The organism is Streptomyces himastatinicus ATCC 53653, from assembly GCF_000158915.1.
GTDB classification, from domain to species: domain Bacteria; phylum Actinomycetota; class Actinomycetes; order Streptomycetales; family Streptomycetaceae; genus Streptomyces; species Streptomyces himastatinicus.
On sequence record NZ_GG657754.1, the window covers coordinates 2,826,041 to 2,837,529 of the forward strand.

Here is an 11,489-nt window from a genome sequence, read left to right on the forward strand (position 1 = left end):
TCACCCGGCTCGCCGTCTGGTCGGCCGCGCGCCGCGCCGCGCGGGTGCGCCCGGCCGAGGCGCTGCGCGAGGCGGCGGCGCCGGAGCGGCGGATGCCGCGGTCACGGCTGCTGACCGGGCTGGCCTTCGTCGTCTTCACCGGGCTGTTCCTGGCGTTCGGCATCTCGATGGGCGGGCTGTCGGGGGCGGGGCTGGCGTTCGGCGGCGTGCTGACGCTGCTGATCGCGGCTGCCGCGCTCGGCCCGGCGCTGGTCCGGCCCCTCACGCCGTTCGTGGGAGCGCTCCTACGGACCTTCTCCCGGCGCACCGGGCAGCTGGCGCTGGCCAACAGCACCGCCGCGCCGCGCCAGGTCGCGGCCGCCGCGGTGCCGATCGTGCTGATGGTCGGCTTCGCCGTATCGGCGCTGTTCATGCAGACCACCCAGCAGAGCGTGGCGGCCGACTGGGCGGGGCAGCGGCTGACGGCGAGTCATGTACTGCTGCCGCACGACGCGGAGGGACTGCCGCCGGGGGTCGCCGAGGACGCGGCGAAGCTGCCGGGCGTGGCCGCGGTCTCCTCGACCAGCACCGCCTGGGTGCGTACGTCGGTGCACACCGACGAGGCGGAGAGCGTCACCGCGCGGGCGCTGGGCGCCGACGCCAATGTGACCCGCGCCCTGGACATCCATATCAAGGACGGCGATCTGCGCGGCCTGACCGCCGGGCGGGCGGTCGCGGTCAGCGTGGAGCAGGCCAAGGAGTACGGCTGGAAGACCGGCGAACGCATCCGGCTGCGGCTGCCCGACGGCACCCGGCGGGAGCTGACGATCGGCGCCCGCTTCGACCGCTCCCTCGGCTTCGCCGACCTCGTCGTCCCCGCCGCCGTGCTGCGCCCGCACACCCCCGATCCGCTGCTGGACGCGGTCTACCTGGTCACCGGGCCTGACCACCGGCCCTCCCTGGACCGGGACCTGGCGCGGCTGACGAAAGCCTGGCCCTCGGCCCGGGCCGCCGACCGCGACCAGGTGCAGGAGGCCGGGGCCGCGGGCGCGGTGGACGAGACCTGGCCGGTCTATCTCTTCAGCGCGCTCATCGCCGCCTTCACGGCCCTCGCGCTGGCCAACACGGTCGTCATGGCGACGCTCGTGCGGACCGGGGAGTTCGCGATGCTCCGGCTGATCGGGGCGACCCGGCGGAACGTCCTGGCTCTGGTCGCCTGGGAGAGCCTGGTCGTCGCGGGCTGCGGAGTGCTGCTCGGCGCGGCGGTCGCCGGGATCGTGCTGTCCGCCACCAGCCTGGCGCTGACCGGCGGCATCCACATCAGCGGCCCGCCCGGATTCCTCCTCGCCGCGGCCGCGGGGGCGGTGGCCCTCGCGCTCGTCTCGGCCCTGGTCCCGGCCTGGCGGATGCTGCGCGAGCGGCCCGCGCGCTGAGTGACATCTCTGATCTGACGACGCGATGAACGACCATGGAGAGGAAGGCATCTGATGACGCTGCCGGATCAGACGGCGCGCATGACCACGCGGGGCACGGTCCCCGCCATGCGGCTGGAGAACGTGACCAGGCGCTACGGCCGGGGGGACGGCACGGTCCACGCGTTGCGCGGCGTCACCGTGGCGCTGCCGCCCGGGTCGTTCACCTCCATCATGGGGCCGTCCGGCTCGGGCAAGTCCACGTTCCTGCGCTGCGCCGCCGGTCTCGACCGCCCCACCTCCGGGCGGGGTGTTCCTGGGCGACACGGAGATCAGCAGGCTGCGGGAGCACAAGCTGACGCTGCTGCGGCGGGAGCGGATCGGCTTTGTCTTCCAGTCGTTCAACCTGGTGCCGTCGCTGACCGCGAAGGACAACATCCTGCTGCCGTTCCGGCTCGCCGGGAAGCGGCCGGACCGCGACTGGATGCGGGACGTGGTGCACCGCACCGGGCTCACCGAGCGGCTGGGCCACCGGCCCGCCGAGCTGTCCGGCGGCCAGCAGCAGCGGGTGGCCGTCGCCCGCGCCCTGGTCACCCGGCCCGAGGTGGTCTTCGCCGACGAGCCGACCGGCGCCCTGGACCTGTCGTCGGGCCAGGACGTGCTGCGGCTGCTGCGCGACGTGGTCGACGGCACAGGGCAGACCCTGATCATGGTCACCCACGATCCGGGCGCCGCCGCGTACGCGGACCGGGTGCTGTTCCTCGCCGACGGCACCCTGGTCGACGCGATGGAGAACCCGACGCCGCAGCGGGTCGCCGACCGCATGGCCCGGATGGGGGCCTGACGGTGCTGCGCCTCGCTCTCGGCGGAATCCGGCACCACCGGTACGGATTCATCGGCGCGCTGTGCGCCTCGGCCCTGGCCGCGATGCTGCTCGCCGCGTGCGGAGTGCTGATCGAGTCGGGGCTGCGGGCCGTCCCGGAGACGGACCGCTTCGGCGCCACGGCGGCCGTCGTCCGCATGGATCCCGATCTGGTCGTACGGACCGGCTCGGGGCAGAACGTCGACCATGAGCACTACCCCCTGGACCAGCCGCCGCGGATGAGCGAGAAGGCCGTGGACGCGGTGCGGGCGGTCGACGGCGTGGGCCGGGTGGTCGCCGACACCCCGTTCTACGCCCAGGCCGTCGGCCCGGACGGGGCGCCGCTGGCCGGACCGGAGGACGGGCCCGCCCAGGGCCACGCCTGGGAGGCCGCCGCGCTGACCCCGTTCACGCTGCGCTCGGGGCAGGCCCCGGGCGCGGACGACGAGGTCGCGGTGGACGCCTCGGTCGCGGCCCGCGCGCGCCTGAAGGCGGGCGACACCGTACGGGTCGTCACGGACTCGGGCACCCAACGGTTCCGGGTCTCCGGAGTCGCCGCGCCCAGCGGCCGGGACGCGCTGCCCGACCAGTCGGCGCTGTTCTTCTCCGCGGCCACCGCCGAGCGGCTGTCCCGGTCGGGCGGCGAGGCCGCGGCCGTCGGCGTCTTCCCCGCGAAGGGGGTCGACGCGGACGAGCTGGCCGGGCGGCTGAAGGACAAGCTCGACGAGCCGGGCACCAATGTGCTCACCGGGGACGCACGGGCGGAGGCCGGGGCTCCGGACACGACACAACAACTGGACGACGCGACGCTGCTGTTCGGGCCGATGGCCGGGTTCGGCGGCTTCCTCGCCGTCTTCGTGCTCGGCGGCACCATCGCCCTCGGCGTCCTCCAGCGCACCCATGAGATCGCGCTGCTGCGGGCGGTCGGGGCGACGCCCTGGCAGGTCCGGCGCGTCGTCACCTGGGAGACGGTGCTGGCGTCGGTCATCGGGCTGGTGCCCGGGTTCGCGCTCGCGGTGCCGCTGGCCACCGTGGTCCTCGGCACGCTGCGGGACCGCGGCTCGGTGCCGTCCGCGTACGAACTGGTGGTGGGGCCGCTGCCGTTCCTGATCGCGGCGGCCGCGACCCTGCTGCTCGCCCTGCTCGCCGGGGTCTTCGCCGCCGGGCGGGTCGCCCGGATCCGGGCCGCGGACGCGCTCCAGGAGGCGGCCGCGCCGCGCCGGATCATGCCGGTCACCCGGCTGCTGCTGGCCCTGGTGGCGCTCGGCGGCGGGATCGCGCTGTTCCTCGCCACCCAGCACATCGGCGGCGAGGTCGGGGTGGCGTTCCAATACCTGGTCGTGATGCTGCTGATGGGGGCCGCGGTGCTGCTGGGGCCGCTGCTCACCCGGGTGCTGGAGCCGCCGCTCGGCGCCCTGGTGTCCTGGATCGGCGCCACCGGACAGCTCGCGCACGCCAACTCCCGTACCTCGGTGCGCCGGGTGGCGTCGGTGGCGTCGGCGCTGATGCTCACCACGACGATGGCGTGCACGGTGCTGCTGGTCACCGGGTCGCTCAACCGGATCACCGCCGAGCAGACCGACCGCCGCACCCGCGCCGATGTGGTGCTGCTGCCCCGGGACGCGCCGGGGCTGCCGCCCGATGTGGTGGCGGCGGCGCGCCGGCTGCCGGGCGCTGAGGCGGTGGCGGCGACCCGTTCGACCACGTTCGTGTCGTACGTGCTGGGCACCCCGGACGTCCTGGGCGCGCAGGCGCTGGACCCGGCGGCCGCGGCCAAGGTGCTGGACCTGGGGCTGCGGGAGGGTTCGCTGACGAGCCTCGCGAAGGACGGAACGGTGGCGGTCAGCCGCACCCACGCCAAGGAGCACTCGCTGCACGTGGGCGACCGGCTGCGCGGCTGGCTCGGTGACGGTACGAAGGTGTCGCTGACCGTCGGCGCGGTATTCGACCGGCCGCTGGGGCTGGGCGACATTCTGCTCTCCGAGCGCTATCTCGCCTCCCATATGCATCAGAAACTGGATAACTCGGTGCTGGTGCGGGCGAAATCGGGTGAGGAGAAGCGGCTGCGGGAAGCGGCCGCGGCACTGGTGCGCGACCATCCGACGGCAAAAGTGACGGATGTCGGGGAATACGCCTCCGCCACCCGCACCGCCCTCGCGCAGAACACCACCGGCACCTATCTCGTGTTGTCCGTGCTGGTGATGTTCACGGCGGTCTCGGTGGTCAACGGACTTCTCATGGGAACGGCCGAGCGGGCACGGGAGTTCGCACTGCTGCGGCTGCTGGGCGCGAGCCGGGGACAAATCAGCCGCATGCTCTATCTGGAGACCTTCATCGCGGTCCTGATCGGTGCCGCGGTCGGCACGGCCATCGCTTGTGCGGGCCTCGCGGGGGCCAACGGGGCGCTCACCGGATCCGTGGAATTCAGCATTCCTCCCGGCGGCTACACCCTGGTGCTCGCCGGAGTCGCCGCACTGGCCCTGGTGTCCACGGCCCTTCCGGCCGCATTGGCCCTGCGTAATCGGGCGGACGGAGCCCTTCCGGCGGCCTGACACCATTTCACAGCGGACTAGAAAACCAGTTCGCAACCGGCGCCAAAGTTCGATTCAAGGCCGGCGCCGCACCATAGAAAGCGCAACACCCCAATGAGCCGTCACAGGAGGGGGATTCCTGGTGCACCTCATGGAGATCTTGCGTTACCGACCGGTGCCGGCCTCCGCCGTCTTTTTCGGTATCACCCGAAGGTGCCCGCTGCACTGCAAGCACTGCTCCACCAGTTCCATGCTGGACAGTGAGGAATATCCGGAGCAGATGTTCCGGAAATTCGCGGAATCCTTCACACCGGAAAACCGGCCGGAGTTCGTGCTCATGTCCGGGGGCGAAGCCCTGCTACGGCCCCGGCTGGTACGGGAGATCGCCGAACTGGCACGTGCCGCCGGGTCCCGCTCCCACGTCCTGTCCGGCCTCTACTTCGCGGACCGCGGCCGCATTCCACGGCCGCTCAAGCGAGCCATCGACGCGGTCGACCACTTCTCGGCCAGCCTCGACCGCTTCCACGAGGAGGAGGTGCCCCGGGCCTCGGTCTTCCGGATCCTGCGGGAGCTGCTGGACGAGGGCAAGGACGTCAGCCTCCAGCTGACCGGCCTCGGTCCGGACGATCCGTATCTCGCCGACATCACCGCCGAGGTGCGGCGGGAGTTCGACGACCGGGTGCCGATGCTGGTGGCGCCGATCAGCCCGCACGGGCGCGCGGACGCCTGGCTGCTGAAGCGGATGCCGCTGCCCAAGTCCACCGTCGACCCCTCGCCCTGCGCGGTCTCCGCCTGGCCGGTGATCGGCTTCAACGGGCAGGTGACGGCGTGCGGCAACCAGGACGTGATGGACGGCAAGGTACCGCTGCCGCCCCATCTGTACCTGGGCCATATCGCCCGCGACGACTGGCCCACCATCAAGGAACGCGCGCTGGAGAACCCGATGGTGCGGGCGATCCGCGCCGCCGGACCCGAATACCTGATGGACCGCCATGGCAGCACCGGCGCCGAGGGCAGCAGCGGCGGCAATGGCGGCAGCATCGGCGACGGCTGCGGCAGCGCCGGATACTGCGAGACCTGCTGGGTGCTCTCCAAGGACACCGCCGTACCCCGGGCGGTCCGGGAGTTGGCCGACCGGCCCGCCACCCGGCTGATCGAGCGGCAGACCGAATCGCTGCTGGTGGAGGCCGGACCGCTGGCCTTCGCCCGGCAGTACGGCATCGCCAAGTACGCCGACCTGGTGTCCCTGGGCCACGATCCGTCGCGCAGAACCCCCGCGGGGAGCCTGGCATGAGCCGGCTCGGCCACCGTGAGGTGCTGAGCATCCGGCGCACCCGGGGCGCCTCGGTGCTGCTGTTCATCACCGACCGCTGTCCGGTGGGCTGCGCCCACTGCTCGGTGGACTCCCGCCCGGACAGCCCGCGGATCACCGACCACGCGCTGTTCGCCTCCATCGTCGACCAGCTCGCCGCCCTGCCGGAGTTGCGGATGGTGGGCATCTCCGGGGGCGAACCCTTCGTCGAGCGGCGCGCCCTGGCCCTCGCGGTCACCCGGCTGGCCGCCGCGGACAAGCACGTGGTGCTCTACACCAGCGGCTTCTGGGCCCGCAGCGACCATGCCCCGCAGTGGATCCACCGGGTCCTGGAGCAGTCGGCGGCCGTCTATCTGAGCACCGACGCCCACCATGTCGCGAGCCAGGGCCCCGAGCGGTTCCGGAACGCGGCACGGATCATCGCCCGGCACGGGCTACCCATCGTGGTCCAGGCCATCGACGAGGGCGACACCCTGGACCGCACCCGCGAATCGCTCGCCGCGGCGCTCGGCCCGGACTGGGCCGACCACGCCGAACTGGTGCCCACCCATGGGCTGCCGCACGGCCGGGGCGCCGGTCTGTACGCCCAGCCGGTGCGGCACTCGGGGCGCTCGTTCGGGCCCTGTGACGTCGTGGACGCCGCGGTGGTGCGCTACGACGGGCGGGTCACGGCCTGCTGCAACGAGTCCGTGATCATGGGCGCGGGCCCGGCGGCGCTGCGCCGGGACTGCGCGGACGGCTCCGATGTGGCGGCCGCCGTCACCGACTTCACGAACGATCCCTTCTTCACCGCGCTCGGGAGCGTCGGACCTGGCCCGCTCACCGGCCTCCCGGGCTTCAGCGACCTGGCCGACCGGCAGTTCTCATCCATCTGCGGACTGTGCTGGACGATGACGAAGCGCAGGTCCGCGGGAGAAAGCGACCGGATGCTGGCGGCGATCGCCACCCTGAATTCCTAATCCACGGGAACATCACGGAAAAGACGATCTGATATGACACGGCACAGCCAGGCCCTGCGCGCCAAAACCGGCCTTCTGCTCCCCCAGCTCATGGCGACGACCCGCAGGCTATGGAATTCCCCGCGGCTGAACGAACTCTATCCCGAATACCTTTGCATGCTGCACAGTTCCATTCGCTCGACGGTGCCGCTGATGGAACGCGCGGTGGCCCGCTGCCGGGAACTGGCCGACGACGATCCGGTCGCGCAAGCGCTCGTACCGTACTTCACCCGGCATATTCGCGAGGAACAGGGCCATGACGAATGGCTCCGGCAGGACCTCGCCGCGATCGGCTGCGATCCCGACGAGCCGCTGCGCCGCCTTCCGACCGCTTCCGTGGCCAATCTGGTCGGCGCCCAGTACTACTGGATCCAGCATTACCACCCGGCCTGTCTGCTCGGCCATATCGCGGTCCTGGAGGGAAATCCGCCGTCCACGGAGCTGGTGCCCGAGCTGATGCGCCGCACCGGATTCCCGCGGACCGGTTTCCGCACCCTGGAGCGCCATGCCGCGCTCGACATCAAGCACCGCGACGAGCTGATGCGCACCCTCGACGAGGCGCCGCTCACGCCGGAACTGGTCACGGCGATCGGGCTCAGCGCTCTCCATTCCATCGACGCCGCCAACAACGCGCTCGCGACGGTGCTCGATGCCCATCCGGCAATGACGACCGCCAACGCCTAGGTCCGAGGAGGGACATGGGGGACGGGAGCGGCAGATCGCCGCCCGAACAAGAAGGCAACGGCGCGACCCGAGAATTTCCCGCACCACACACCCTACGAAGGAGATTCACCATGTCGTTCGACGCTCTCAAGGAACTGGCCGCCGCGGGGCACAACTTCAAGGGCGCCAACCCGCAGCAGCTGGAGGCCATCTCCTCCCTCAGCCAGGAGGAAGTGACCCTGCTCAACTCCATCAAGCAGCGCCTGGACTCCGCCGAGGACGTCGTCCCGCACGGCGTGGACGCCCCGCTGAGCGGCGCCTTCGTCTGGTAATCCACCGGACACCGTGATGAAAAGGGCCCAGGCGGTGTACCGCCTGGGCCCTGCGGCCATTGCCCAATACCACCCAACGCCTCTGTAACGGCCGCCAAAAATTAACAACGGGCACCAAAAAGACGGGGAAGGAAACGCGGGGATATGCAGTTCAGTGTGCTCGGCCCGCTCATCGCCACGACAGCGACGGGATCCGTATCGCTGGGTCCGCACAAACAGCAGCTTCTGCTCGCCGCACTCCTGTGCCGGCCCGACCAGGTCGTCTCGGTGGACCTCCTGGTCGACGCCCTGTGGAACGAGGACCCGCCGAAGAGCGCGGCCAAGAACATCCAGGTGTACGTCCACCATCTGCGCCGTACGCTCGCGGCGGCCGACGAGACCGCCCGGGTCGTCCACCAGCGCCCCGGCTACCGGCTGGCCGTCGACCCCGAGAAGATCGACACGGTGCGCTTCGAGCACACCGTCGACCTCGCGCGCCGCGCGGCCACCGCGGGCGATCCGGCCCGCGTCGACCGGCTCACCGGCGACGCGATGGCGCTGTGGCGGGGCCGCCCCTTCACCGGGCTCGAGGGCCCGGCCCTGCTGGAGGACGAGGCAGCCCGCCTGGAGGAGCGACGGCTGTCCGCGCTGGAGGTGCTGTTCACGGCGCGGCTGGGCCTGGGGCTCTACCACGAGGTGCTGGAAGAGGTCGAGCCGCTGATCCTGGCCCATCCGTACCGGGAGCAGCTGCGCGCCCAGTACATGCAGGCCCTGCACGGAATGGGACGGCAGAGCGACGCGCTCATCGCCTTCGACGACGCGCGACGGCTCTTCTCCCTCGAACTCGGTCTCGAGCCGGGCACCGTGCTGCGCCGCATCCAGCAGGACATCCTCGCGGGCACCTCCCCCACTCCCGCGCCGCGCGACACCCTGAGCGCGACACCCCCGCAGGCGACGGGCCGGGACACCGCCGCCGTCCAACTGCCGCCCGGACTGGCGGACTTCACCGGACGGCGGCGCGAGCTGGCCGACCTGTTCCCGGACGTCCACGCCCATGCGGCGGAGGCGCCCGCGCCCTGGCAGATCACGGTGATCACCGGCCGTCCGGGGGTGGGCAAGTCCTCGCTGGCGGTGGCCGCCGCGCACGCCGCCGAAGGGGCGTTCCCCGGCGGCCGGTACTACGTGGACCTGATGGATCCGCAGGGCCACCCCAAGGACGCCTCCCAGGCCCTGGCCGAACTCCTCCAGGAACTCGACCACGCCGCCCCTCCCCTGTGCGAGCTGAGCGAACTCCTGTGGCGCTACCGCGCCCACGCCGACGACGCCGAACCGGCGCTGGTGGTGCTCGACAACGCCACCAGCGCCTCCCAGGTGCGGCCGCTGCTGCCCAACTCGCCCGTCTTCACCACCGTCGTCACCAGCTGCACCCCGCTGGCCGGGCTGGACGGCGCCCACGTCGTGGAGCTGGACCCGCTGCCCCCGGACGACTCCCTGGCCCTGCTGCGGCGCATCGTCGGCGCCCAGCGGGTCGCGGCCGAACCCGGGGCCGCCCGGCGCATCGTGGAGGCGTGCGAGGGGCTTCCCCTCGCGCTGCGCATCGCGGGCGGACGGCTGGCCGGGCACCGCCGCTGGCCCATGGCGGGGCTGGCGGACGCGCTGGAGTCGCCGGACCGGCTGGACGAGTTCGCGGTCGGGGACGTCGATCTGCGCAAGCGCATGATGCGCGGCTACGCGTCCGCCGGGGAGGCGGACTGGTCGGCGGTGCGGCTGCTCGCCCACGAGGGCGAGTTCTCCTTCCGGGAGGCGCTGCACCGGCTCGGCGCGGGCCCCACCGAGGCGCGGCGGGTGCTGGGCAGACTGCTCGACGCCCAGCTGATCGGCTTCGCCCCCGACCCAGGACCGGACGGCCACTGCCGGTTCCGGCTGCCCCGCCTGGTGCTCGACCTGGCCCGCGACCAGATGCGGGCCGATGTGGAGCTGCTGGGGCTGTAGTTCGCCGTGGCGGCTGGTCACCTCTCCCCGCTCAGCAGCTCCTCCAGCGCCCCGACCAGCCGCCGTCCGGCCTCGCGCCGTTCGCCGCGCAGCGCGGCCAAGGCCCGTACGAGTCCGTCCACACCCAAGGCGTCCGCGCCGGGCCCGCCCTCCGCCGGGTGGGTCCGGCGGCCGTGGCGTACGAGCCGCAGCGCCACCGACGCCTGGGCGCTGAACAGCGCCAGCAGGTCCATGGCCGCCAGGGTCGTCCGTACCTCCCGGCTGCGGTCGAGGACTTCGAGGACGCCCAGCACCTCGTCCCCGTGCAGCAGCGGCGCGGCCATCAGCGCCCGCGGCACGTAGTCGGTGGACTCGGCGAGGTCGCGGGCGAAGCGGTCGTCCTCGTCCACGTCGTCGACCTCGATGGGCTGACGGGACTGGAGCACCCAGCCCGCCACCCCGCGCCCCGCCGGGAAACGGCGGCCGACGAGATCGCCCTCCCCCTTGCCGGAGACGGCCTCGAAGACCAGGGCGCCGTCCGTCTCGTCCAGCAGGAAGATGGAGCTGGCCTGGGCGTCGAAGATCGCCCGCGCGGTCTCCACCACGGACTGGAGCAGCAGCCGGTGTTCGGCCTCGGGCTCGTACGCGGTCATCTAGGACCTCCTGACGTTGGCCGAGGCGAGGAAGAGCGCCTGCTTGACCTGGAACGGCGTCATGTCCGGGTGTTTGCCGAGGATCCGGGCGCACATCCCGGCCACGTGCGGGGTCGCGAAGCTGTTGCCGGTGCAGCGGCGGGTGGTGCCGCCGGGCCAGGCGGCGGGGACGCGGACGCCGCGGGCGAAGAACTCCACCGGTGGGGCGGGGTTGTAGAGCAGCAGATCGGGGCGGTCCTCCTCGTGGCTGCCCACGGAGATCACCGAGGAGAACCGCCACGGGAAGCTCTCCACCGGCATGTTGTGCGCGGAGGCGACCAGCAGGCTGCGGCCGAAGTAGGCGCGGTCGGCGATCTCGTGCAGGGCCTGGGCGAACTCCCTGCGGGTCGTGGACAGGCTCATGTTGATCACGTCGTAGCCCTGGTCGACGGCCCAGCGCACGCCCGCGATCAGCGCGTCCCCGCTGCCCCGGTAGCCGGAGCGGAGCACCTGCACACTGTGCAGTTCGCACTCCGGGGCCATCATCCGGATGATCGACGCGCAGGCGGTGCCGTGCCCGCAGGAGTCGCCCCCGGTGTCCGTCACGACCTCCACCCCGCCGCCGACCGCGTCGCGGACGGTGTGCGAGGACGCGACGGTGCCCACCGCGGGATGGCCGACGTCCACTCCGCTGTCCAGGACGCAGACGCGCACGCCCCGGCCGTCGCCGCCGCCCCAGGCCCACTCGGCGCCGCCCGCGCCCGCCCAGTCGGTGCGGATCTCGATCTCGGCGCGGTCGCGGCCGAGGAGGCTCCAGG

Annotated in this window: 10 protein-coding genes; 8 read left to right on the forward strand and 2 right to left on the reverse strand. The window is 72.4% G+C overall.

Going from position 1 to position 11,489, the window contains the following annotated elements; all coding sequences use genetic code 11:
- The 8 genes from SSOG_RS11355 to SSOG_RS11390 all read left to right on the forward strand — a co-directional run.
- A partial coding sequence (locus SSOG_RS11355; RefSeq protein ID WP_039937240.1) for an ABC transporter permease occupies positions 1-1,412 on the forward strand: 1,412 nt, incomplete at its 5' end.
- A 289-nt stretch (positions 1,413-1,701) separates the two neighbouring features.
- A complete protein-coding gene (locus tag SSOG_RS11360; RefSeq protein WP_342634414.1) occupies positions 1,702-2,235 on the forward strand; it encodes an ABC transporter ATP-binding protein in 534 nt (177 codons plus the stop codon).
- A 2-nt stretch (positions 2,236-2,237) separates the two neighbouring features.
- Positions 2,238-4,805, forward strand: a complete 2,568-nt coding sequence (locus SSOG_RS11365) for an FtsX-like permease family protein (RefSeq protein ID WP_009714363.1) — start codon at positions 2,238-2,240, stop codon at positions 4,803-4,805.
- A gap of 130 nt (positions 4,806-4,935) precedes the next feature.
- Positions 4,936-6,078 (forward strand): radical SAM protein, encoded by a 1,143-nt coding sequence (locus tag SSOG_RS11370; protein WP_154685924.1) that lies wholly within the window; start codon positions 4,936-4,938, stop codon positions 6,076-6,078.
- Complete coding sequence (locus SSOG_RS11375) at positions 6,075-7,055, forward strand: radical SAM protein (protein WP_009714365.1); 981 nt, start codon at positions 6,075-6,077, stop codon at positions 7,053-7,055. Before SSOG_RS11370 ends, SSOG_RS11375 begins: the two co-directional genes overlap by 4 nt.
- 33 nt (positions 7,056-7,088) lie before the next feature.
- Positions 7,089-7,778: an iron-containing redox enzyme family protein gene (locus tag SSOG_RS11380; protein WP_009714366.1), complete on the forward strand. Its 690-nt coding sequence runs from the start codon at positions 7,089-7,091 to the stop codon at positions 7,776-7,778.
- A gap of 110 nt (positions 7,779-7,888) precedes the next feature.
- Positions 7,889-8,089: an aroma-sacti cluster domain-containing protein gene (locus SSOG_RS11385; protein ID WP_039937244.1), complete on the forward strand. Its 201-nt coding sequence runs from the start codon at positions 7,889-7,891 to the stop codon at positions 8,087-8,089.
- A 144-nt stretch (positions 8,090-8,233) separates the two neighbouring features.
- Positions 8,234-10,060 carry an AfsR/SARP family transcriptional regulator gene (locus tag SSOG_RS11390; RefSeq protein ID WP_009714368.1) on the forward strand — a complete coding sequence of 609 codons (1,827 nt, stop codon included), beginning with the start codon at positions 8,234-8,236 and terminating at the stop codon, positions 10,058-10,060.
- Between the two features lie 17 nt (positions 10,061-10,077).
- Here the strand turns inward: SSOG_RS11390 and SSOG_RS11395 are convergent, their stop codons facing one another.
- Together SSOG_RS11395 and SSOG_RS53460 are read right to left on the reverse strand one after the other, a co-directional pair.
- Positions 10,078-10,692 (reverse strand): GAF domain-containing protein, encoded by a 615-nt coding sequence (locus SSOG_RS11395; protein ID WP_009714369.1) that lies wholly within the window; start codon positions 10,690-10,692, stop codon positions 10,078-10,080.
- Positions 10,693-11,489: S8 family peptidase (locus tag SSOG_RS53460; protein WP_009714370.1), on the reverse strand; the 797-nt coding region annotated here is incomplete at its 5' end.

Bases quoted from the DNA above. Each gene is read 5' to 3' on its own strand.
- SSOG_RS11380 (WP_009714366.1), top strand. From the start codon at position 7,089: ATGACACGGCACAGCCAGGCCCTGCGCGCCAAAACCGGCCTTCTGCTC.
- SSOG_RS11385 (WP_039937244.1), top strand. From the start codon at position 7,889: ATGTCGTTCGACGCTCTCAAGGAACTGGCCGCCGCGGGGCACAACTTC.
- SSOG_RS11370 (WP_154685924.1), top strand. From the start codon at position 4,936: ATGGAGATCTTGCGTTACCGACCGGTGCCGGCCTCCGCCGTCTTTTTC.
- SSOG_RS11390 (WP_009714368.1), top strand. From the start codon at position 8,234: ATGCAGTTCAGTGTGCTCGGCCCGCTCATCGCCACGACAGCGACGGGA.
- SSOG_RS11375 (WP_009714365.1), top strand. From the start codon at position 6,075: ATGAGCCGGCTCGGCCACCGTGAGGTGCTGAGCATCCGGCGCACCCGG.
- SSOG_RS11395 (WP_009714369.1), bottom strand. From the start codon at position 10,692: ATGACCGCGTACGAGCCCGAGGCCGAACACCGGCTGCTGCTCCAGTCC.